The organism is Sporofaciens sp. JLR.KK001 (assembly GCF_036941055.1).
In the GTDB taxonomy this organism is placed as follows: Bacteria; Bacillota; Clostridia; order Lachnospirales; family Lachnospiraceae; genus Sporofaciens.
The window spans coordinates 1,873,028-1,893,776 of the sequence record NZ_JAYMNO010000001.1 but is presented as its reverse complement, the minus strand read 5'-3'; the positions used below and the strand labels follow the sequence as shown (position 1 = coordinate 1,893,776).

Annotated in this window: 28 protein-coding genes; all 28 read right to left on the bottom strand. The window is 48.5% G+C overall.

Translation table 11 applies throughout. The annotated features are described in order from the left end of the window. Positions 1-43: 43 nt before the first annotated feature. Positions 44-2,557: a phage tail spike protein gene (locus VSQ62_RS10050; protein WP_334634691.1), complete on the bottom strand. Its 2,514-nt coding sequence runs from the start codon at positions 2,555-2,557 to the stop codon at positions 44-46. Beyond that, the gene (locus tag VSQ62_RS10045) at positions 2,557-4,038 is read right to left on the bottom strand and encodes a distal tail protein Dit (RefSeq protein ID WP_334634690.1); all 1,482 of its coding nucleotides are present in this window, start codon (positions 4,036-4,038) and stop codon (positions 2,557-2,559) included. The genes VSQ62_RS10050 and VSQ62_RS10045 overlap by 1 nt, the downstream gene beginning before the upstream one ends. Then, entirely contained in the window at positions 4,038-7,982 is a 3,945-nt protein-coding gene (locus VSQ62_RS10040) for a phage tail tape measure protein (protein WP_334634689.1), read from the bottom strand. Before VSQ62_RS10040 ends, VSQ62_RS10045 begins: the two co-directional genes overlap by 1 nt. A gap of 232 nt (positions 7,983-8,214) precedes the next feature. Further along, positions 8,215-8,577, bottom strand: coding sequence for a hypothetical protein (locus VSQ62_RS10035; protein ID WP_334634688.1), 363 nt, complete (start codon positions 8,575-8,577; stop codon positions 8,215-8,217). Positions 8,578-8,641: 64 nt separating this feature from the next. Continuing rightward, positions 8,642-9,226 carry a major tail protein gene (locus VSQ62_RS10030; RefSeq protein ID WP_334634687.1) on the bottom strand — a complete coding sequence of 195 codons (585 nt, stop codon included), beginning with the start codon at positions 9,224-9,226 and terminating at the stop codon, positions 8,642-8,644. A gap of 15 nt (positions 9,227-9,241) precedes the next feature. After that, entirely contained in the window at positions 9,242-9,559 is a 318-nt protein-coding gene (locus VSQ62_RS10025) for a hypothetical protein (RefSeq protein WP_334634685.1), read from the bottom strand. Beyond that, positions 9,556-9,936 carry an HK97 gp10 family phage protein gene (locus VSQ62_RS10020; protein WP_334634684.1) on the bottom strand — a complete coding sequence of 127 codons (381 nt, stop codon included), beginning with the start codon at positions 9,934-9,936 and terminating at the stop codon, positions 9,556-9,558. Before VSQ62_RS10020 ends, VSQ62_RS10025 begins: the two co-directional genes overlap by 4 nt. After that, positions 9,890-10,264, bottom strand: a complete 375-nt coding sequence (locus tag VSQ62_RS10015; protein ID WP_334634683.1) for a phage head closure protein — start codon at positions 10,262-10,264, stop codon at positions 9,890-9,892. The genes VSQ62_RS10020 and VSQ62_RS10015 overlap by 47 nt, the downstream gene beginning before the upstream one ends. Further along, positions 10,242-10,532, bottom strand: a complete 291-nt coding sequence (locus tag VSQ62_RS10010; RefSeq protein ID WP_334634682.1) for a hypothetical protein — start codon at positions 10,530-10,532, stop codon at positions 10,242-10,244. Before VSQ62_RS10010 ends, VSQ62_RS10015 begins: the two co-directional genes overlap by 23 nt. Positions 10,533-10,542: 10 nt before the next feature. Then, a complete protein-coding gene (locus tag VSQ62_RS10005) occupies positions 10,543-10,713 on the bottom strand; it encodes a hypothetical protein (protein ID WP_334634681.1) in 171 nt (56 codons plus the stop codon). A 2-nt stretch (positions 10,714-10,715) separates the two neighbouring features. Continuing rightward, entirely contained in the window at positions 10,716-11,909 is a 1,194-nt protein-coding gene (locus tag VSQ62_RS10000; protein WP_334634680.1) for a phage major capsid protein, read from the bottom strand. After that, positions 11,909-12,496, bottom strand: coding sequence for an HK97 family phage prohead protease (locus tag VSQ62_RS09995; protein WP_334634679.1), 588 nt, complete (start codon positions 12,494-12,496; stop codon positions 11,909-11,911). Before VSQ62_RS09995 ends, VSQ62_RS10000 begins: the two co-directional genes overlap by 1 nt. Then, a complete protein-coding gene (locus VSQ62_RS09990; protein WP_334634677.1) occupies positions 12,486-13,688 on the bottom strand; it encodes a phage portal protein in 1,203 nt (400 codons plus the stop codon). Before VSQ62_RS09990 ends, VSQ62_RS09995 begins: the two co-directional genes overlap by 11 nt. Beyond that, positions 13,689-15,479, bottom strand: coding sequence for a terminase large subunit (locus tag VSQ62_RS09985; RefSeq protein ID WP_334634676.1), 1,791 nt, complete (start codon positions 15,477-15,479; stop codon positions 13,689-13,691). It abuts the gene before it with no gap. Positions 15,480-15,483: 4 nt separating this feature from the next. Beyond that, a complete protein-coding gene (locus VSQ62_RS09980; protein ID WP_334634675.1) occupies positions 15,484-15,843 on the bottom strand; it encodes a P27 family phage terminase small subunit in 360 nt (119 codons plus the stop codon). Positions 15,844-15,877: 34 nt separating this feature from the next. Further along, positions 15,878-16,264, bottom strand: a complete 387-nt coding sequence (locus VSQ62_RS09975) for an HNH endonuclease (protein ID WP_334634672.1) — start codon at positions 16,262-16,264, stop codon at positions 15,878-15,880. 76 nt (positions 16,265-16,340) lie between these two features. Continuing rightward, positions 16,341-16,547, bottom strand: a complete 207-nt coding sequence (locus VSQ62_RS09970; protein ID WP_334634671.1) for a chemotaxis protein — start codon at positions 16,545-16,547, stop codon at positions 16,341-16,343. Further along, a complete protein-coding gene (locus VSQ62_RS09965) occupies positions 16,534-16,701 on the bottom strand; it encodes a hypothetical protein (protein WP_334634670.1) in 168 nt (55 codons plus the stop codon). The genes VSQ62_RS09970 and VSQ62_RS09965 overlap by 14 nt, the downstream gene beginning before the upstream one ends. 385 nt (positions 16,702-17,086) lie before the next feature. Continuing rightward, complete coding sequence (locus tag VSQ62_RS09960; RefSeq protein ID WP_334634669.1) at positions 17,087-17,545, bottom strand: hypothetical protein; 459 nt, start codon at positions 17,543-17,545, stop codon at positions 17,087-17,089. After that, complete coding sequence (locus VSQ62_RS09955) at positions 17,505-17,726, bottom strand: hypothetical protein (RefSeq protein ID WP_334634667.1); 222 nt, start codon at positions 17,724-17,726, stop codon at positions 17,505-17,507. Before VSQ62_RS09955 ends, VSQ62_RS09960 begins: the two co-directional genes overlap by 41 nt. Further along, on the bottom strand, positions 17,723-17,980 hold the full coding sequence (locus tag VSQ62_RS09950; RefSeq protein ID WP_334634665.1) for a hypothetical protein: 258 nt from the start codon (positions 17,978-17,980) through the stop codon (positions 17,723-17,725). The genes VSQ62_RS09955 and VSQ62_RS09950 overlap by 4 nt, the downstream gene beginning before the upstream one ends. Next, positions 17,977-18,156 (bottom strand): hypothetical protein, encoded by a 180-nt coding sequence (locus VSQ62_RS09945; RefSeq protein ID WP_334634664.1) that lies wholly within the window; start codon positions 18,154-18,156, stop codon positions 17,977-17,979. The genes VSQ62_RS09950 and VSQ62_RS09945 overlap by 4 nt, the downstream gene beginning before the upstream one ends. A 34-nt stretch (positions 18,157-18,190) precedes the next feature. Further along, positions 18,191-18,619 carry a hypothetical protein gene (locus VSQ62_RS09940; RefSeq protein WP_334634662.1) on the bottom strand — a complete coding sequence of 143 codons (429 nt, stop codon included), beginning with the start codon at positions 18,617-18,619 and terminating at the stop codon, positions 18,191-18,193. A 104-nt stretch (positions 18,620-18,723) separates the two neighbouring features. Further along, on the bottom strand, positions 18,724-19,110 hold the full coding sequence (locus tag VSQ62_RS09935; RefSeq protein WP_334634660.1) for a hypothetical protein: 387 nt from the start codon (positions 19,108-19,110) through the stop codon (positions 18,724-18,726). 28 nt (positions 19,111-19,138) lie between these two features. Further along, a complete protein-coding gene (locus tag VSQ62_RS09930; protein WP_334634659.1) occupies positions 19,139-19,351 on the bottom strand; it encodes a hypothetical protein in 213 nt (70 codons plus the stop codon). Between the two features lie 31 nt (positions 19,352-19,382). Next, positions 19,383-19,580, bottom strand: a complete 198-nt coding sequence (locus VSQ62_RS09925) for a hypothetical protein (RefSeq protein ID WP_334634658.1) — start codon at positions 19,578-19,580, stop codon at positions 19,383-19,385. 18 nt (positions 19,581-19,598) lie between these two features. Beyond that, complete coding sequence (locus tag VSQ62_RS09920) at positions 19,599-19,874, bottom strand: hypothetical protein (protein WP_334634657.1); 276 nt, start codon at positions 19,872-19,874, stop codon at positions 19,599-19,601. Positions 19,875-19,914: 40 nt separating this feature from the next. Next, positions 19,915-20,748 (bottom strand): DNA adenine methylase, encoded by an 834-nt coding sequence (locus VSQ62_RS09915; protein WP_334634656.1) that lies wholly within the window; start codon positions 20,746-20,748, stop codon positions 19,915-19,917. Position 20,749: the final 1 nt, after the last annotated feature.

Genomic DNA, 20,749 nt, shown 5'->3' with positions numbered 1-20,749 from the left:
CTTCACGGTCTCGCCCTGATTTCTATCATCACTGTCCTCCGTTCTATGTCGGGCACAGCATAATCATCTGGATCGCCCTTGATGATATCGTCTCCCCGTACCCTCCGTTCTGGTAATTCCAATACTGCACTGAACTTCCCGCACTTAGAGAAAGAATCTTCACCCCATAAATCTCCGGGTAATCTCCCCTAATCGGGATTGCCCCAACCGTATGGGATGCCGAGCCATTGATCCGGACGCCAACTTTTGCAGTACCCTTCGTAGAAGTTGATTGCGTAACCGAACTGCAGCAGATGAGGTAAATCCCGCTCTGACTAACCGTAGTCACAGTCTCATACCGGTAACTTCCAGAAGCAAGTGATACGTTAGCGTAGGTTTTTGAGACAAAACCACTGTTAAGCTTTGCTAAGTTTAAAAGACTTATAGACTTACTCCCCGCATGTAAAATCAGATCGTCTGACCAAACCGATACGCCCATTTTACTTTGGTCTTTAATATGCAATCCCATACATTCAAGAAACAATGTTCTTATTGAGTGCAAATGCGCGCCATTCGAATCGTTAAGCAAGGATGCAAAAATGGAACTTCCAATCATAAAATCAACACTGTCACTATCTATAAAAATATGTCCACTTGCCGCATTCCCAACCGTAACCGTATTCGCATACACCGGCTCCGAAGCCACCCGCCAATTCGCCCCGTCATAAGTAAACACCACCGTAGCACCCGCAGCCCAATACGCATACCTCACACCCTGCGTATAGACCGCCTTCGCCCCCGTACCGTTGATATTCAGCGTCGGAGACGCCGCCGTATTCGCATAAGTAAACTGCACCGAAACCGTAGCGCCCGCTTTCAGCACCAGTGTCCCCGCTTTCAGCGTCGCCGCCTTCGCAGCCGTACCTGCAGCCGTGCCGCAGGTCGCATACAACATCTGACCATCCGCTCCATTGGGTCCGGCCGGACCTTTAGGCCCTGTCGGACCAACCGGACCCTGCGGACCCGTTGCACCCGTTGGCCCCTGCGGACCTGTCGCACCGGTAGCTCCCTGGTCCCCCTTATCCCCTTTGTCTCCCTTATCTCCTTTATCACCCGGATCGCCCTTCTCCCCGGCAGCACCATCCACTACATTACTCACCGTAACCTCATACGATCCCCGGACACCCCCGCCTGCATCCCTGGCTTCAAACCCATAGACCGCCTTCCCAGAAACATCTCCCGCATTCACCACAATACTCTTCCCGACCGCAAGCTCCACACCGTCCTTCATCCACACGATCGTAAACATATCCGCCACATCCGCTCCCGCATCCCTCACATTCGCCGTCAGCGTCGTAGTCCCTTCCCCGTTCTTAAACACGATCCCGTTATCCGTAGAGATCACACAGGCATAGACCTTATACTCCCGGATCAGCTGATTCATCTTATCCAGAAGCGACGTATCCACCTGAGATTTCAACTCATGAAAATTATCAAACGTCGTCTTATTCTGCGCCGGATCCGTAAGACTCCTGACCTGCTCCGTCACCCGCGCCTCCAGATACAGCGCCGGTACAAACTCCTCATCCGACACCACCACCGTGTCCCCCATCTCCGTATCAAAAAAGCCGTCCACCTCATAACTCACCTGCGGCACACACACCTTCTTAAGCTCAGCAAGAGCCTGCCCATACAGCACATTCACATTGGCCGTATCATAAGACCACCGCTTCAATATATACCGGTCATCCGTCTTAAGATTCGACGGAAAACGCTCCATCGCCTGCACCGCACGGATACATCCATCCCCAGGCGCAGACCGGTATTCCACCCTTCCGTCCGCGTCAAGCTCCGTCTTATCAAGCGCCGAGATCATCAGATTATCCGTCCCCACCGGCAGGATCGCCGTATACAGCCCCGTGATGTCCGAAGACTTCCGGATCCCCTTCACATTCACCCCATACCGGAGCGTCATATCCCGCCTGTCCTTACCGATCCCCTGATTCTCCCCGTCATGCTCCCGGTACACATTCATCACAAGCCGTTCCAAAGAGTAATCATCCGCAAGCACCGGCACAAACTCCGCCTCCGCGCCAAACACATTCGCAAGAGAAAAGATCCTCGCAAGGATCGTCGACGATCCCGTCCACTCATGGCTGACCGTCTTATCCTCCACCTCATTCACCCCAAGTTCCAACGTATGCTCCGGATCAAACACATCCAGATACTCCTGAAAACTCATAGCCTTCGGCGACTTATATTCCCCCGCATCCTCATTCAGCAGCTCAAACATCATAGAATACGCAACAACCTCCACCACATACTCCGTCTTCACCACCTTCATGATATTAAAATAATAATCCCTGCCCCCATACCGGAACGCCAGCTTATTCCCCTCTACAAGATACTGGGCATCCCCATGCCTGGCCGAAGCCTTAAAACCATAAGTACAAGCAGAGCCCTCCCTATAGGAATGCAGCTCATCCCCATAATAATGCAGCGCAGACGGCGCCCCGTTATCCAGAAACGCACACACCTTATCATACGCGCTCAACACCGCGATCCTTACATTCTCCATTACAAAAACGCCTCCTTAATCCTCGCCGTCACCACCGGAGCCGGGTTACAGAAACTCGAATAATAAAACTGCACCTTCGTCTCCCCAGGCGGCACATGAAAATACTTGGTCCCTATCATCTCATCCCCCGTATTCGCCATCCCATTCACATAGACCCGCGCCGCCTCCCCGTCGATACTCACCACATCCCCCTCCTGGTAACGGTTCGGCACATCCCTCCACTTCTCCACGCCCATCTTCTGGAACTCCAGAGACCGCAGATAATTCCGGGTCACATACTTATTCCCAAGCCCCCGGGAATCAAACTGGGTAAACGCAACCTGGATCTTCTTACACTCCATATTCCGGATGGCAGAAGCCCGGTAACTCGGATAACTCCCGAACCAATAGAAGGTCACCTTGTCCCCTTCCTTACGGATGTCATTGTGCCCCCTTCCATGATTAAACGGATTCGCACTGTCTGAACTGGACGGAGCAAACGAGATCGACCGCACGATCTTCCCATTCAGCCAGAACTCCAGACACGCCGTATTCCCGGTCATATCCGACTTAAACAGACTGTACCCGCAGATCACCCTGTTATCCCCCGTCAGAAACGCAACAGACTGTTCTGCCGTCTGCCCCATCAGGCCCGTCTCAAACCAATGGTTCAGATAACAATAGAAGTTCTTTGCCCCCGCATGGCCTTCCGAATCAGCCGGGACCGTCAGCGTCTTCATGGCCCCGATCCACTTCCCCGCACTGACCGCCCCCGTCGACCGAAGCCTCAGACAGGGCTTTCCGCCGATAGTCTCCGTCACCAGGGAACCGCCCATCACATGATTCGGATGCATATAGTTCGTTCCAGGATCATCCGGCAGGGCAGACAGATCCGACAGCCTCACAAGCTTCTCATTCTGCTTATAATTCTCCCAGTCCGTCTCCTCCACACGTCCATACTGCATCACGCCATACTGCGACACAATACCCAGATACCCGTTCTCATGCTTATGAACGATCTCATAGCTCACCGGGACAGACTCCGTGCCCCGGTTCACGATCACAGCCTCCAGAATCCCCTCCGCATTCGGCGAAGCCGGGAACGTCTTTTCCACCGTAGAATGAGCCAGGCCGTCCGGGACCAGGAAGGTCAAAGATCCCGCACTCGCCAGATACTCTTCATCCAGTTTCGGCTCCCCGCTCAAGACCGCATTATAATACAAATGCGGCTCATCACTGAAGATCAGCTGTCTCGGTTCCTTTGAATGAAGAATACCGGCAACATTCCTTCGGAACTCACTCAGCTGCCTCGCCGTCCGGTTACAGATTTCATATTCAATCGTGATATTCTTTTCCTTATACTTGGAATAGACAAACTCTACCCCGCTGACGCTCTCAATCTCCTGCGTCTTATTCACTACCTCTGGATGAAGATTCCGGTTGACCCTCGTGATCTTCACCGGAATCTCCTGCCCTCCAAATACCGCCTTCAATAGTCCCATTACTTCTCACCTCTGAGCGCCTTCTTAAGCTTATCAATGTCATCAAGAACAGGCTGGATATACTTCCCGGACTGCTCCGCAAGCACACGCCCGTCCATCGTCTGGGTGATATCCATATTGATCTCAATATTTCTCGATCCAAAGACTTCCAACAACGCATCCTGGATATACTTTTTCAACCGGTCCGTCGGCGCAATCACCTCGGATCCCGCCTCTGCCGCAGCTCCCCAACTCCCGTTGCTCATCCGGAATGCTGCTGGCTTCGTCAGGATGCCGCCATCCTTAAACCAAGAGATATCAAGCTTCGGCATGGCAAGAAGCTCCGACAGATCGATCCTGCCGATTCCTTCTTCATATCCCACACCCCTGTATGCCCTTGCCAGACTCCCATACCTTGAAACCGCATACCGGATCGAAGCAAGCATATTAGAAAGCGGATCATAGATATTCGTGTTATATCCCGGCATGGCATAAGCACGGAAGGTTGGATCGATCACCTGCATCAAGCCCTTGGACGGAGTCCCACGCTTCGCGTTGATATCCCAGTTATTGATTGCCTTCGGATTTCCTCCCGACTCCGTCTGCATCTGGTACAGTAGCCTTGTCAGATTCGCTTCCGAATACTGGCCCGTCATTCTAAGCGCCCTCTCCGCCAGACTCCTCCACTGTTCAACTCCTGCGCCAGGGCTGTAATTTACCGTCGTCTCCGTGTCAAAGATTCCCTTGATGAAATCCACAACACTGTCAAACACCATATTTACCGCCCCTTTGGTAACAGCAAGCCAAGGCTCTGCAATCCCGGACAGATCCGTAAATTTATCAATGGCAATCTGGACGATCTTCCCCGGATGCGAGATATAATCCCAGATACTCCCGGTGAAGCTCTTGACCGTCTCCCACGCCCCGCCGAAGAACTCACCGATCCCATTGGCGAAATGCGGCAGGCTGTCAAGGAACTCCTTCGTCTTCCTTGCCGGCAGAATCTTCGTCCCCTTCTCCATCGGAAGCACGACGTCCCTGCCCTCTGCAATAAAAGGCTTACCCTTAGGCGGTACGATCAATTCCTTATACACCGGGCCCTTCTGATCATTCACAATACCGACCGTGTCTCTTGGCAGCCCGGCCGCGCCTCGCGCAAACTTCGGAATCTCCCACAGGTCGAACCGCTTCTTTGAACCAACCTTATCAAGGATCCAGTTCACTCCCTTGATAACACCGTTGATTGCATTGCCAAAAGGCTTGATAATGCCGTTCGCAATACCGCTTACAATCCTTCCCAGACTATCGCCCAATGACTTAAAACCACTCTTTATATCCTCCCACAGGCCGGAAAATATCCGGATCCCCATCCTCTTGATCTCTTCCCAGGTCTCACCAAGGTACTTCTTGATGGATCCCCAGGTCTCCGATATCGTGTCCTTAATCCCATTCCATATATCACTGAAAAACACAGCGATCGGTGAAAAAACAGAGGATGCCGTTGTCTTGATCCACTCCCAGACAGAAGCAAGCACTCCTTTAATCATATTCCATGCAAGGATTGCCGCCTCCGAGATTCCTTCCCAGATACCTGCGAAAAACTCTGCAAGCGGCTCAAATATCTCCGCAGCCATCTTACTGATCCATTCCCAGACTGCTTTTAACGCCAGCCGGATCACTTCCCATACAGTATAGATCACAGCATAGATTGCATACATAGCGCCTTCGACCAACGCTCGGATAAAACTTAACGGTACTTCTATCACACTATATATGGCGTCCCAGACAGACTTGAAGAATTCCAGGATCCCATTCCATACGTCTTTTACAGTCTCCGAGATCCCTTCCCAGATCTCAGACGTTTTCAAAGCAATTGATTTCCATAATTCTTCAAAATAACCCTTGATCCCATCCCAGGTTCCCGATACAGAATCACTGATCTCTTCCCAGATCCCTCCAATCCACTCGGTAAAATCCTTCCATTTCTCCGACAGCCACTCTGTGATATCGCCCCAGTTTCTCACAGCAACTACAACGACCGCGATCGCCGCCGCAACGCCTGCCACGATCCCCACGATCGGCAGTAATGAGATATTCAGGAGGCTCAACGCCTTTCCGACTGCCATAACCGCAGAAATGACCGGAGTGATCACTGCTACAACTGCTGCGATCTTCACCAACGCTTCAACGAAATGCCTTACCGGTTCCGGCAAATTCGCAAATTTCTCAGCAAGATCCGCGATAAATTCAAGCAACGGGATCATGGATTCCTGCAGGTCCTCTCCGATCGGCGCAAACGCATCCCGAACACGCCTCATGGACGCTTCCATCTCCTGGGCGGAAGTTGTCGTGTTCTTCTGGAACTCATCCGACCGGCCCTGCACATCCGCATAGGCATCCCCTACAGAAGTCAAAGAAGAGATAAACTTCATACTCCCGTCCTCTGCCATCGTTCCAAACGCAAGCGCCGCCTTGTTCAGTTTGTCCTGCTGGTTTTCCGTATTCTGTATATCCGCCACGATAGCATCAGTAACCTGCTTCTGCGTCGCCCCGCCTTGCTGCCACTGCCGGAATACATCCTCCACACTCTTACTCCACCCCACAGAGCTTGCTTCCAGTTCCCCGGTCTTCTCATCAATCTTCGACATAGAATCCGCGATCGTACCATCCGCGATCCTGGTAGTCACTTCATTGATGGCGTCATTAACCTTGTCCAGGTTATAAGCACCGTTATCCAACCCGTTCTGAAGCAGCTGAAAATATTCCTGAGCAGAATACCCCGCCTCTGCAAACTTCCCGGAATACTCAGAGAGGTTATCCCCCAGTTCATTCGTCTTATCCAGCCCTTTTTGCGTACCGGTAACCAGATAATCCATCGCGTCCAATGCACTGAGACCAAAATACTGCATCAGCGCATTAATTCCCCGCAGGCTCTCTGCCATATCCACGCCATAGGTATCCTCCAGGATCAGGCCGTTAGAAATGATCTTCCTCAGATCCGTATCATTCAGATCATTCAGATGGTCCCTCACCAGAAGCACCGCATTCGCCACAGAACCCATGGAATCCCCCAGACCGCTCTCATAGATGCTCCTGATCAGTTCTTCATTCTTCTGCGCCTCAGCTCCCGTTTCTCCTAGCCTGGCATTGACCTTAACCGTCGCTTCTTCCAAGTCCTGAAAGGTCTCAACCGCCTTGTTGCCCAATTCCATCACCTTGTTGCCCAGGTCAGAGATAGCATCCGATGCCCCCATCAGATTCCCGGCTGCAATCCCTTTTCCGAGCCCGTTCAGCTCTTCTTCCGCTCCCGCGGATGCTCCTTTCAGTTCTTCAAGCTCTGACTTTACCTGAGAGATCCCGCCGTCATCAATCTTATTCAGCACATCCCGCATCCTGCCGAGATCCGCCTCAGTACCAAGAGCAGCCTTCCCGATCTTGTTCAGTGCAACCGTAAGGTCATCCGAAACGGCCGTACCGTCTTTCAAAGCTCTCGTTAACCGAGTACCCAGGACATCCTGGAAATCATCCAGGCTCTTCCCTGTCGCTTCAAGAAACGTATTTAGCTGCTTTGTACCTGCCGCAAGTTTCCCCTGTTCTTCCTTCATCCGGTTCATCTGCACTGTATAAGATCGTAATGACTGTTCTGTCTCCGCCACAGTCCTCTGGAATTCCCGGTATTCCTTCTCCCCGATCTCACCGGCCTTAAACATCTTCTCAACTTCACTCTGAGCCTGTTTCAAGGCTTTCAGCTTCTTACTCGAATTCTCAATAGAATCCGTCAGGATCTTCTGTTTCTGCGCCAACAGCTCCGTATTCTTCGGATCGAATTTCAATAGGTTATTCACCTGCTTCAATTCCCCATTCAGCCCCTTAGAAGTATTCTCCACATCCTTCAGGACTTTATCCAGACTCGAAGCCTCCGCATCCAGCCGTATTGTAATTCCTTTGATCTTCTTATTCGCCATATCACACCCCGTCCCAGGCTTTAAAAATTATCAAAATCACTCTGGGAAGCCGTTCTTACATTCGCCCTTCCGTCAGTACCTTTCCGATGGCTGTCTATATACTCCTGCACATAGTCCAGACAATCCCCGATCGTCATATCCTCCATATCCTCAGACGTAAGCCCCGCCTGCTTACAGACAAGAGAAAAGGACTCTGCCGTGAATAATTCATCACTGGAAGAGTCCTTATCATTTACTTTTTTTTTGACTGTGACACCGAACCCGAGATCAGTCCTCCTACCATCGGCAGGACCTTCATCAGATCAAACCGCTCAAACTGATCGTACCATTCCAACGGCTCCGGAATACTCTTGTCCGCAGTTTTTGCCAACGTCCAGATAATATCATACAGAACATCCAAATCCAGACAGCTCAAATCCTCATAAGAGATATGCTTAAGATCCATCTCTTTCCTGTCTTTTCCTTCAAACACCTTGGCAATCTTAAAAAGATCCGCAAAATAATCTCTCCTGAACTGCGCTTTGTATCTCTTTGGAAGAGCCGCCGTTGATTTCAGCCTGACAGGCTTATTATCGATATAAATAGTTTTCTCCATATTCACCCTCCTAAAAAATTTAAGGGAGTCTATGATCAAACTCCCTTAAATTTACATACTCTGATTACGCAGCCGGCACTTCTGAATTCTTCTCATACACCGCCGTATACCATCCGTTATAAATTTCGTCCTTGACTCCGGCTGTAGTCTTCGCCTTCACCAGATTATTATCCGGCCTCGGTCCTGCGATCACTGTAAGCTCCGTTGTATTCACATCCCCGCCGTCCTTCGTCTTGCTGGCTTCAGACGGGCGGTTTGCAGAACAATAATACATCACATGCCGGATCGCCTTCTTATCCCCTTGGAACTCGAACAATAACGCAAACCGCTTCGTCTGTGCATCCGCATCCTCAATAAGCACACCGCCTTCCGTCAGTTCCTCGCCTAAGACCTCCTGCCGGAACTTCTCCGGCACTCTGGCAAGTGTCAGCGTCCCCTCGTATCCCTGGTTATTCGGATTCGTATAATAATCAAGGTCATCCGCCTTAAACCGGATCAGGTCACCGCTCGCATTCATGGTCAGAGTTACCGCACCCGGCAGTCTCTCCGGCTTCCCAAACGTTACCGCATTGGTCACCTCATCCACAGTCACAATCGCATAATGAGCATTCCTAAGCCCATATTCCACTTTATTTTCCGTCTTTTCCATAAGTATCAATACCTCCTAAATATTGAATTCATATGCTTTCAGATACATATCTTCTAATTTCAGGAACTCCCCATAAGATTCATAAGGGAGCTTCCTTTCCTTCAGCAGTTCTTTCACACGCCGTTCCAATTCCAAGTCCTTCCTATGGCTGTATACCTCCACCGTCACCGCATAACCGTCCGCATAGACCACATCATCCGCCATAAAAACATTATCCTCATCCGCATAGTACAAAATATACGGAAGCCTGGGTGCCTGCCCTACCGCCCATTGAAGATACGCGACCGGTAACCCTAACGTCTTTAATAACTCCTTTAATTCCGGCAGTGTCATCCTTCAAGTCTCCTCTCTACCTCAGCAATATATTCCGCCGCACATTCCTGTTCTACTTTCTCAATATGCGGATACGCAGGCGACTCGCCAACCTTTCTTCCCCCGCGCCTTAAGGCATGCCCCTTCTCCAGTAAATGAGTCAGGCGATAAGTCTTGCCTTTCTGATGGATGATAATTCCTCCCCTGTCTGCCGTCCTGCCCCAGTTCTTCCGGTATTTCCCGGTCCGTTTCGGACTCTCGGCCTGCAGCCTTTCAACCGCCTTAACCGATACGGCGTCGGCCGTATCAAAGACCGTTTTCTTCACCTCATCCGTATACTCTCTCAACTGCCTATGGATCTCTGCCGCCAGCTGCTCCGCTTCTATCCACTGTCTCATCTTCGCATTCCTTTCTGCCGCCAAGAAGCTCCGAACACGTCAATTCCAGTTCTTCCATACTGATCTCGTAAGTCTTCACGATTCTCAGCCGTTTCCCGCGAAATACAACCTCATTTTCCCCGCTGTACTCATACGGATGGATGATCAGGATCTCTGATATCCGTATATCATTCTGTCCGGCCAGGTAGAACTCTTGCCTGGAAACCGGGCAGCGGACACAGCAGACCATTGTCTCCGTCTGGATTTGCATCTGCTGCCCCAGCTCATCCTCTTGAAATCCACCCGCTCCCAGAAGGGTCACTTCTTCATCCCAGGTTCTTTGTCTCATCCGCCTTCCCTTCTTTCTGTATGATCAGGTTTTTCAACCGGAACTGGATGCTTCTCGGCGTCGCCCCGTCCTCCGGGTGACTGTACTTCCACGTTGCCCAGTCAAGCACAAACATAACATGATCCGGCCGGCCGCTGTCCAGTTTGATTCCATGCGTATGGTCGCAATCCGAGACGATCCCGTCTATGACAGCATTCAAAACGGCATCCCTGCTTCCCGCAGAGATGCCTAACCTTGCCTTCAATAATGGTAAGATACATTTCTTCATAACAGCGCTCCTATTTTTCTTCCTTAACCTTCTCGATCAACGGCTTACCAATCTTATTGTCATCCGTGGACAGCTCCTTAATGCGCGCCGGTGACCTCTTACCTTCATATTCATCCCCAACTTCGTAAATACGGTCATTATCCTGCAGGTCACGGAACCTATGGATCACTCTGTATTTCATGCCTATGCCCCCTCTACCTGTTCGGCTTCATTCCTGTAAGTGATATAGAATCCCGCGTCGGTATCCGTTGTCCGGACGTCATAACGCACGATTCCGGCAAGAAGCTTGCCGTAGATCTGGTTATCTACCCACTCGACACTGGTCCGTTTACGGTCGAAGAAAGTTACGAAAGATTTTGAATCACCTACAAATCCGACCAGATCGCCTTTTGCTGTTCCGATCAGATCATCATCCAGGACCACAACCTCACGCCCTAAGATCATCTTCCCGCTCGATGCGGTAATCGAATCCTGCATCAGATACCGCCCGTTCTTGTCTTTCAGCTTATCCCACTCGGCATACAGGGAAGAAGAGACGATAAATTTCACCGGATAAACCTTCTTGATCTCCTTATTCACAAGATCCTTCACTTCGTCGATTCCGGTCACCTCTTTGGCAGGCGCGGTCTTTAACTTCGCGGCAATATCCGCATTGGACGTATTCAAGGACTGAGAGTTGATCTCATCCCGGATCAGGCCGGTCACATCATAATTGGCATCGTCGATCATCTCCTGGGAGATCGGGATGTAACCCCTTCTCGTTGCAATCTTATAATCAATCTCATCAATGACCGGATTCGCCAGCTTCGGATTCGCCGCAAGCTCCTCAACCGTATTCATCTTACCGTTAGATTTGGAGATCACCGGATACTTCCCGTTGACGCTGGTTACAGACACCACTTTCACATAATTTCTCAGATCCACCTCTTCTTCCGGCTTCTTCTGCGTCGCAAGCAACTCCTCCGGGATCAGCGCGCCGCCTTCTACAGAAGTGAAACCATCCCTCAACTGACCTTTCGACCTTACGAACTCATTGATCCCAGCTCTGATCTCAGCGAACTCTTCTCCCTCTCTATTCCTCATACCCGCACTCCTTCTCTGAGGTTCTTTTTCATTTAATTTCCTTAACTCATCTTTCAATCCATCAAGATCTTCCTCTGCCTTACTGCGCGCTGCTTCATGCGCTTCCCGTTCTTTGGTGAACTTCTCCACCTCATCCTCCACCGCTTTGCGCTCTTCATCGGTCTTTGCTTCCCCGATGGAAGTTTCCAATTCCTTCTCCCTTGTCTCAAACTCCCCGTCTTTCGCTCTCAGCTCACCTAATCTCTTTTCTGCTGCCTCGATATTTTTCGCCAGCATGATCTGTCTTAATGCCATTACTTACATCCTCCTTTTAATCTGCTTGTGATATCATGTTTCCATTGCTCTGCCTGCTTTTCGCGGTACTGCTCCACTTCCCGGTGCCTTGCCTGCACTCCCGTATCCGCATAAGCCGGGAACGTACACACTGACACCTCATGAAGGTCCACCTTCTTCAGCGTCCATTTCACCGTGCCGTCATCCCGCCATTCCGTCTCTTCATCAAGGATATTAAACCCGAACGAACACTGGTCTACATCTCCCCGCTTGACGCGCTCGTACAGGTTTAACGCATCCGTGTCATTCTCATTAATGCTGATCTCTCCCCATAACCCGTGGGAATCCTTTGACAGTTTCAGCGTTCCGGCCTTACTTCTCCCCAGCACAAGCGTTGCATTATGATTGGTCAATGCACGGATGTCATTGCCAAGAGTATCATCAAACGCACCCGGATCAACAGACTCATATGCGCCTTGCCATAATTCTGTCTCTGAGTTAAATACCGCAAAATACCCAGCAATAACCTTCTGGCCATCCTGTTCCTCCCGCGTCTCATATTTAGTCAGCAGTGTCCTCTTCTGCTCTTCTTTCACTCTACTCTCCACCTTCCTCACCACCTTTCAATTTTTTCTGTTTACTCAAATCCTCCTGATGCAGATAATTCTCCAATACCAGAAGTTCTTCCATCTCATCATCAGGATCCATGCCTACCCAGTCTCTCAGTTCATTCCTGCGCATGGCATTGCGGTCGATCATACTTGTACCTGCGCTTACCATATCTGTCAGGTTGTACGCATAGAGACTTCTTGGATTCAACTTAAAATACCAGTCCGGCAAATAGAGCAGATCCCGGGTCAGCGTCTGTGAAATGATCTGTGCGATCCCCATGATCCGGGTATCGACAAAGTTGTTATATTCATCCTTATCAAATTGCCCTACCCCAAGGAAAAATGCCGGGATCCCTATAATGCCCGCCACTGTTCTCTTGTCAATCTCCACAGACGGATTGATTGCAATATCCTGAAGCGACAAGGGCTTTACCGATTGTACCTCCAACAGATCAGCCGGAATCACCCAGGGTTCCCCCGGTTTCGCTTCTCCTAAATATTTCTTCTTGATCTGCTCCTTGCCTGACTCACTTGCCAGCTCTTCACTCAGGGCATCAACCCTTATGATGATGTTCGGCATGTATTGCCCCTTCATAAAACTGCTTTTTGTCTTATTCGCCTGTTTCAAGTTCTGAATCAAATCCTTAAGAACAATCCTGTAGCCTGTCCCCTTCCACGGATAGACCGGCGAAGGATTCATCGCAAAATGAATAATCTCATCCGGCGCATAGACCCTTCCGCCGTAATTGATAGAATATTCCTCCCCTGCCTCATCATAGTTGTAACCTACGTTCTGCATCTCCAGCGGTCTCAATTCATCAATCAGTCCATCCCTCATTACCGGATATACAATTGAGTTCCCGTCACCATGCAGCAGGAGATCACTGACGATCTTATAGATCCACGTCTTCCGGGTCATGTAGCTGCATGGATTCACATCTATCTTCCGTGATAATTCATTCTTGATCCGCTTGTCCCCTTTCTCTGTATTCTCCATCAGATGGATCGTCATGTTGCTCACCAGATCCGCGATCTTGTCTACTGCAATCCTTACTTCCGGATTCTCCGATAACCTCACATAACCCGATGGAAGAATGAAATCGGCAAACGTAGCCCCTTTATACACGACTACTTCCTTGCCTCTGTCTGGTTCTGACCGGATCTTTTCTTTTTTCTTTTTCTTTGACATTTATTCACTTCCCCTGTTCAGCCATTTAGCCCCAATATCTCCCAATGCCATATCATCCAACATCTGACAGCAGCTAAACACTCCCGCATCAAAGAGGTCTATTCTCATTACCCCGCCGTCGCCGTCTACCTTCTCATACTGGATCATATCGTCCGTCTTCTCTATTGCCCGGACATTCTGCACGCAATACTCAAAGGCATCTGAATGCAGATAATAGAACTTTTTATTCTTCACCTTGACTTCAATACGCCGAAAACCTTCCGACTTTACATAGAAAAACTGCGGTTGGTCTTTGATACGGAAACCTGCCTTTTTCATCTTCAAGAAGAATTCTCTGCCGAATTTCTTATCAAATCCCACCATCTTTATCTTGAATCCCGTCTGCTTCATGAATATAAACCATTTCACGATATCATCCGGCAGGACCGTCGCTGTATTGCTCATTGTCAGCCATCCATCCTCTTCCCATCCAAACAGCGGGATATTGTCTTCATCACTCTTTTTGACTGCTGCCGTCCTCGGGAAGAAGGCGTGAGTGATACAGATATCCACATCCTTGTAGGTCCCATACAAGGCGCCCGCAGTAAGGTCGTGCAGCTTCGACAGATCCGCGCCCCCGTACCACAAAATCGGAAGCTTCGCCAATTGCTCCAATGTCCAGTCATATTGCTGATCGGATGCCCGGAACTCTTCAATCTCAAAATATGCACTCAATGCATTCGTAAATATGTTCAGCGTTTTGTTCAGGAATTCCGTCCGAAGCTGCGGTTCACTCATTGCCTGATCCGCATCATCCAAGAGTTCCCCCAGAGTGACGGTTGTCCCGATCGACGGCGTACACATCTGCAATACTTCCGGATCATTCAGCGCGGCAACTTCACCTTTACTGTTGACAATATTGCCTTCCGTATCCTGATCCGCTTTGCAGATAAAGATAAAGTAAGAGTCATATGCCTTTTCTTTGACTGTACCATTCAAGACTCCCTGCAGTGTCTTGATCCTGTTTGCCAGAAATCCGTTCGGGATATCACCGGCCGTAGAAATACCGATCAGAAGCTTGTTGCGGTATGCTTTCATGGCATTCTTCATTAGTGTGTATTTCTTTGCCCCAGCCCTTTTCCATGAATGCAGCTCATCCAGGATCAGACAGTTACAGTTTAAGGAATCCAGCTTATCCTCCTGATTCGCGATCGCATAGATATCCGCCGTTCCATCCCCAAAGTCAATGCTGATGGAATGCTCCTGGTTATTATCCCGGATGCGGAGCTTCTTCACATCATCCTGCATCACGTGCACATTGTCACGCAGGAACCCGAAGCTCTCCATTGTCTGCTTCACAGAATTCGCTACGATGTAAGTGACCGCGCCGGACTCCCGATCCAGAATGCTCTTGGCTTCGGCAAGGGCAGCGCTGAAGGAGGTCTTCCCCTGCTTCCTGGGTAAAAAAATAAGCGCTTCATTAAAGCGCCGGATATCGGTCCCCTTTCGGAAGAATCCAAACAGATTCACACATATAAACTTCTGCCAGTCCGTAAGGTACATGGGCGTACCCTTAAGGCTCCTGCCCTTGGCATCCTCGCCGCGTATATGGTGCACTGTTCCTTCTATCAGGCCGATCACAAAATCAAACTGATCCTGCCGGAAATCCAGATCCCTGCGCTTCAAATCGGCAAGAAACCTCTGACAGGCAAAAAACCGGTCTTTATTCGCCAGTACTTTTCCATCAACGATCCTCCTGGCATACGTGACTGCCGTATCAAAATTCGGAGATGTTATCTTGGAGACATTCATGCGATCACTTCTTCTGCTTCTCTAAAAATACCGCAAAAGCGGACTTCTCTTTCTTGGGCTGTTCAATCTCCGCATTATAGGTCTTTGCATTCAGCATCAGCCGGTCCGAATACGTCCCGATGTCCTTTCTGAGATTCTCCAGGCTTGCCAAAATCGGCGACTTTTTTCCACTGCTTTTCTCAGTCTCCACCATTGCCTCGAAGTCCTCTTCTTCAAACTTTCTGCTCAGAATGTTATACTGATAGAGCATATCCGCATAGACCTCAATCACTTGATTATACTGGATTTTGTAGGTTCCAAGCTGCTGCATATAATTGATGGTACGTTTCTTGATACTGTCTCTGTTCGGTACGCTTTTCGCCAATTTGGCTCACCTCTTTTCCGGGGAAAAATTTTTTTCAGGATCCCGCGCTATTGGAAAGAGTCCTCTCCCCCGATTCTCCAACCGTCTTTCCAGAATTCGGAAGGGTGGGGGGATACCTCTCCCGGAACATTTTCAGTTCCTTCTCCCGCTTTTTCTGCCAGTACCGCCCCGCCTTGGTAATCTTTCCAGTGGTGCGGTCGTGCATCTTATTGTGATACTCGTTCGACAGACTCAGCAGATTCCAGTCTTCCAACGCTAATTCCGGATACTCTGACAACGGATAGATATGGTGCACGGTAACCGCTTCACGGTGTTTGCCGTACCGCTTCGCCTCCTGGCAGAGGTATTCATCCCTTCGGAGGATGTTCGCACGCTTGCGGATCCATCTGCCTGATCTGTAGAATGATCTCTTTCCCTTCATGCTGATCTCCCTCCTCTGACCTAGCTCTTATCAATCAGAAAAGGCAGCCCGCCATTACTGACTGCTGCCCCTTCCATCACTCTTCTTTCAATTGCTCCCTGCAGACCTGCTCGGCATATTCCTTCATCATCCTGCTGAGCTGTCCGGCCTGGCTCACTCCTGCTTTCTCACAGGCTTCTGCGAATGTCTCTACCACTTCTCTTTTAAGCTTATAAGACTTCGATATCCAGCCCGCTTTGTCCTGATACCTCTGATTGCGTAATGTCTGCTTACTTGCCGCCATGCTTCATCAACCTCACGATCTTCGGAATCACATCCACTAATTCCAACACTCCCGCACATAGCAGAATAATGGATGTGTATACGTTCCTTCCCGCTCCGGCATTCAGGATAATGGCAAAAACAAGAAACAAATCATATACCGTTATTTTCTTCATATATTTTCTAGCCAATGTATGTTATAATAATTCCTTAGGAAGGGAGATTCCTCTCCCTTTCCTCTAATCAAGAGCTTCTATAAGTTGTGCAATTGCCGATATCACTGAGCCGACAGCGATTAAGACTTTGATTGTTAACTCTATGAAGTTCTTGATTTTTTTCTTTTGTTTTTTCTTCATTGGCTTCTCCTCCTTCCTTGATTATATTATACCGCATGGTGTACCATATGTCAAGGATTTCAGAGTAATTCATCAATTTTTTTTACAGAAAATGCGCCCTGCCGAAGCAAGACGCCCTTTTCTGGCTTATTGGAGAAACTCATGATGAATCGGAAAACTTTCTACCTCTCTGCCACTTCCCGATGATACCATAATATCACAGTTCTTACTGAACTTCACTGAACTCTTTTGGAATTTCAAGATGTGCCAGCGCTTTACCGTGAATCTTATAGATCCATCGTTCCGAATAATGCATCTTTTCCGCAATTTCCCACCAGTCAAGCCTTCTTATGTACCGATAGAATAATACATCATTCTCATTCCGGCTTTTCAGTCTCTTGATTCTCATCTCAATATCCTGATACAGTTTGATCCGCTTATATCGCTCCAATATCAGTTCCCGTTCCAGCTTATCCAGTTCTGCTGCATAGTCTGACAGATCTGTCTGCCTGGATCCCGATGGCAGTCCGTCATAGTTGATCGCGGTACCGGCTTTCATCGCCCGGATCTCAGCCAATTCAGATTCAATTCTTGCAACCCTGCGCACGGAATCCTGATATTTCCAGAGATATTCTTTTTTCTTTTCATTCTCTGCCTTGATCTGCTCCGATACTCTTTTCTCCAATCCCGATCTCCCCTTTTATGTCGTACTTCTTCGCCATATACTCAGCTACGTCACAACATTCGTATGCTTTCCGGCCGAAGGCCTTCACCGCCTTGGCATCCGGCTTCGTTCCTGCCATCTCTGCCAGACGGTGCCTGTGTTCCAGGCTGAGAGTATGACGGTCCTTACGTTGCTTCCTCACGCTGTCACTCCCCGCTTTACGATCTCCAGTGCACAAAGAGCGCCGCAATTCTCACAGTCGATATCATCTGCATTAATATATCTGCAGTGATTTCGGTAGCAGATATCACTGTGGGCAAATTTGTCCAGCTCTTCTATTACCTTGTCCAGATCATAGGCTGTCGGCTGCGCATTGATCACTTCTTCCACCTCTTCAAGGATCCCCATATTTTTTCGCATATCTTCTATCAGCTTCTCTGCATTAATCAACCTCATCTTCCATGTCTCCTTCCTGATTCGTCGTTTTGCCTATCTGTATCACCGGTCTTTCCCTCTTCGGGCACAGCATCCTTGCACGCTTCACTTAACTTATCCCGGTAAGCGCTCAATCTGCTTTCCTGCCGCTGTTTCCCTGTCCTCTCGATTTCAATAACCATCTTCTCTGCTTTCATACTGTTCTCCTTTCTCTATGCAAATCTTAATTGCTTACCTATGAAGCGCAATCACAAGCGCATCCTCTCCAATATCATCATTCCTAGCCCGCTTCGGTTTCTTACAGATTTCAAGCTGCCTATCCCGGTTATATCCGGTTGACTCCTCTAATTTGGTCTGAATCCTCTTTATTCTTTCTAATCTTTCCTCCAAAACAGCCCTGGCATATCCCGTTTCCATCGTCTCAGCACTTCTGCCTGCTATGTCGTAATAATCTGCCAATGCGTCGATGATGATCCTGAGTTCCCCTATGCATGTTTCGATCCACTGCTCATTCATTCCCTTATGCTCCATGTAATGCCAAAAGCGTTTCATGCGCTCATCAAACGTTTGGGATGGATCAATGCTCTTTTTCTCTTTCTTTTTCTTTGTTTTCGCAGGAGAATTGTATTTCTCCTGGAATAAACTTAATTGTCCTTCCATCTCTCCAAAGAAGCCCGTGTACACGTTACCCCGGCCGGAGGCTTGGCTCCTTTCTACGTCTCTACTCTTCCGGATCTGCTACTCTAACCCTCCATTTAGTTCTACTAATTTGGAATTGTTACAAGATCTGCCAATGGTCGTATCTGGTAGAAACCTGGTATCTGCTTCGTTTCCTCTAACCATTCATTGAATGCCTTATTAATTTTTTCCTGCAACTTGTCAATATCTTTATAGCCTTTCCAGTCTACAAACTCCGGCCAGCCTTCCGCGACCTCGCCGACTTCCTCATAAGCATCTTCACTTACTTGATCCAGTAAAGTATCTGCATTCAAATGTGGAATATAATCTTCACAAAGCCCTATAACGATCTTCTCCCCAGGCTTTTTTCCACAACCTATAGCATCTTTTATACATGCTTCAACAGAAGTAAATTTCCCATGATACCAAATATCGTCTGTCTGGTTTTCAGTCCATGAATATTTTTTATTCATCTACTTTTCTCCTTTCCTAAAGCCCGATTTAATGTTCACATTTTTTACACTCAAATAGTGTTTCTAATATTTTGACAGCATTATCAATTCCCCAATAATCTTCATTATCCCATGCATTCTCATCTTTAACAAACCAATCATGCTTAATTCCTTCTATGATATCATGCGCCCTCTGTAATACCTCTTTTTCATCTTCATTGACAGAAAAAGAAACATTACTTGTACAACATACATTTGCCATATTTTATCCTCCACTAACTTTTAGAACCCGTTTAATGTACTCTACTGTTAAACACTGTGATTGCTATTGCCGCATTAAGTGCTGCCAGACACTCTTTGCACATCATAAGAGTTGTCCATCCCTGACCAGCTGTAGATACTTTTATCTCCCATATCTGAGTATCTGCTTCCTGCTGTTTTCCGCAGTCATTACAGACACCGTGTCGTTTACATTCCTGAATCTTTACCATATCTCCCTCCACTAACTTTCAGTTTACTTCATCTACTTGCTTCAATCTCTCTTTTACAATCATCTGACATCCACATACTTCACAATCAAACGCATCATATTGCTTCGCTTCTGAATACTGTCCACTAAGAGCACTTTGAACACCTCCGGTTACCATTCTATCCTTAACCACATATTTATTTTCCTTTCTAGGAATGAACCTATTTCCACAAACTTTACATTCAATCTTATTTAATGATTCTTCATCCATTCCAGGTATAAATAACGCCCGTTCCCTTTTTTTCCATCCACTCATATATTTTTCTCCTCCAATTTCCATTTATTGTTTTTTCAGTTTAATCCAATCTCAACTCCATCTGTCCAGATTCATAATTCATCCAGACAACCTCTATCCGGCTGTTCCCCATCTCCGCATGAGACCGGAATTCCTTTCGTCTCCACCCCGCAAGCATATCATCATACATCTCCGATGCATATCCCGAGATCATGATCTTCGCCTTGCTGTCGATCGCTTTCTGCAGCATCTCCTCATGCTCTTCATCGGACATCTCATGCTTATACTGCTTCCCGCTCCTGGTCCCCAGAAGATACGGCGGATCCAGATACATGAACACATTCTCATAGTCATATCTTTCCATCAGCTCTACAGCCGGGGAACATTCGATCTGCACCCTTCGCAGCCGTTCCGCGATCTCGATCACCCATTCCGGCAGACGGTACCAGTTCCACAGCGCATACATCCGCTCCCGTCCCTGCACGTCATTCTTCCAGCCGACCTTATAGCCATTCGATCGAAATCCATGCCCCTGCCAGCATCGGACAAGGAACTGACAAGCCTTGAGAAATCTATTTCCTTCCGACAACACTTCCATAATCGGATCACTCTTAAACGCATCATCATACATCTGCCGGCTGTACGGCGTTGTCATAATCAACCGCGCCAACTTTTCCGAATCCTCCCTGATGCACTGGAAGAGGTTCACCACATCCCAGTCCAGGTCATTGATCGTCTCTATGTCTGATGGCGCTTTCCTGAAGAATACTGCACCACTTCCAAGGTATGGCTCCAAGTATGTATGATGCGGTGGAATCAGTTCTACAAGCTTATCCACGATCCTCCACTTACTCCCCGGATATTTCAAAACACAATTCAGTTTACACTTCTCCATT

Coding starts and splice junctions, on each gene's coding strand:
- VSQ62_RS10050 (WP_334634691.1), bottom strand. CDS start 2,557: ATGGAGAATGTAAGGATCGCGGTGTTGAGCGCGTATGATAAGGTGTGT.
- VSQ62_RS10045 (WP_334634690.1), bottom strand. CDS start 4,038: ATGGGACTATTGAAGGCGGTATTTGGAGGGCAGGAGATTCCGGTGAAG.
- VSQ62_RS10040 (WP_334634689.1), bottom strand. CDS start 7,982: ATGGCGAATAAGAAGATCAAAGGAATTACAATACGGCTGGATGCGGAG.
- VSQ62_RS10035 (WP_334634688.1), bottom strand. CDS start 8,577: ATGGAGAAAACTATTTATATCGATAATAAGCCTGTCAGGCTGAAATCA.
- VSQ62_RS10030 (WP_334634687.1), bottom strand. CDS start 9,226: ATGGAAAAGACGGAAAATAAAGTGGAATATGGGCTTAGGAATGCTCAT.
- VSQ62_RS10025 (WP_334634685.1), bottom strand. CDS start 9,559: ATGACACTGCCGGAATTAAAGGAGTTATTAAAGACGTTAGGGTTACCG.
- VSQ62_RS10020 (WP_334634684.1), bottom strand. CDS start 9,936: ATGAGACAGTGGATAGAAGCGGAGCAGCTGGCGGCAGAGATCCATAGG.
- VSQ62_RS10015 (WP_334634683.1), bottom strand. CDS start 10,264: ATGAGACAAAGAACCTGGGATGAAGAAGTGACCCTTCTGGGAGCGGGT.
- VSQ62_RS10010 (WP_334634682.1), bottom strand. CDS start 10,532: ATGAAGAAATGTATCTTACCATTATTGAAGGCAAGGTTAGGCATCTCT.
- VSQ62_RS10005 (WP_334634681.1), bottom strand. CDS start 10,713: ATGAAATACAGAGTGATCCATAGGTTCCGTGACCTGCAGGATAATGAC.
- VSQ62_RS10000 (WP_334634680.1), bottom strand. CDS start 11,909: ATGGCATTAAGACAGATCATGCTGGCGAAAAATATCGAGGCAGCAGAA.
- VSQ62_RS09990 (WP_334634677.1), bottom strand. CDS start 13,688: ATGTCAAAGAAAAAGAAAAAAGAAAAGATCCGGTCAGAACCAGACAGA.
- VSQ62_RS09985 (WP_334634676.1), bottom strand. CDS start 15,479: ATGAATGTCTCCAAGATAACATCTCCGAATTTTGATACGGCAGTCACG.
- VSQ62_RS09975 (WP_334634672.1), bottom strand. CDS start 16,264: ATGAAGGGAAAGAGATCATTCTACAGATCAGGCAGATGGATCCGCAAG.
- VSQ62_RS09970 (WP_334634671.1), bottom strand. CDS start 16,547: ATGGCGGCAAGTAAGCAGACATTACGCAATCAGAGGTATCAGGACAAA.
- VSQ62_RS09965 (WP_334634670.1), bottom strand. CDS start 16,701: ATGAAGAAAATAACGGTATATGATTTGTTTCTTGTTTTTGCCATTATC.
- VSQ62_RS09950 (WP_334634665.1), bottom strand. CDS start 17,980: ATGAGGTTGATTAATGCAGAGAAGCTGATAGAAGATATGCGAAAAAAT.
- VSQ62_RS09945 (WP_334634664.1), bottom strand. CDS start 18,156: ATGAAAGCAGAGAAGATGGTTATTGAAATCGAGAGGACAGGGAAACAG.
- VSQ62_RS09940 (WP_334634662.1), bottom strand. CDS start 18,619: ATGGAAGGACAATTAAGTTTATTCCAGGAGAAATACAATTCTCCTGCG.
- VSQ62_RS09935 (WP_334634660.1), bottom strand. CDS start 19,110: ATGAATAAAAAATATTCATGGACTGAAAACCAGACAGACGATATTTGG.
- VSQ62_RS09930 (WP_334634659.1), bottom strand. CDS start 19,351: ATGGCAAATGTATGTTGTACAAGTAATGTTTCTTTTTCTGTCAATGAA.
- VSQ62_RS09925 (WP_334634658.1), bottom strand. CDS start 19,580: ATGGTAAAGATTCAGGAATGTAAACGACACGGTGTCTGTAATGACTGC.
- VSQ62_RS09920 (WP_334634657.1), bottom strand. CDS start 19,874: ATGAGTGGATGGAAAAAAAGGGAACGGGCGTTATTTATACCTGGAATG.
- VSQ62_RS09915 (WP_334634656.1), bottom strand. CDS start 20,748: ATGGAGAAGTGTAAACTGAATTGTGTTTTGAAATATCCGGGGAGTAAG.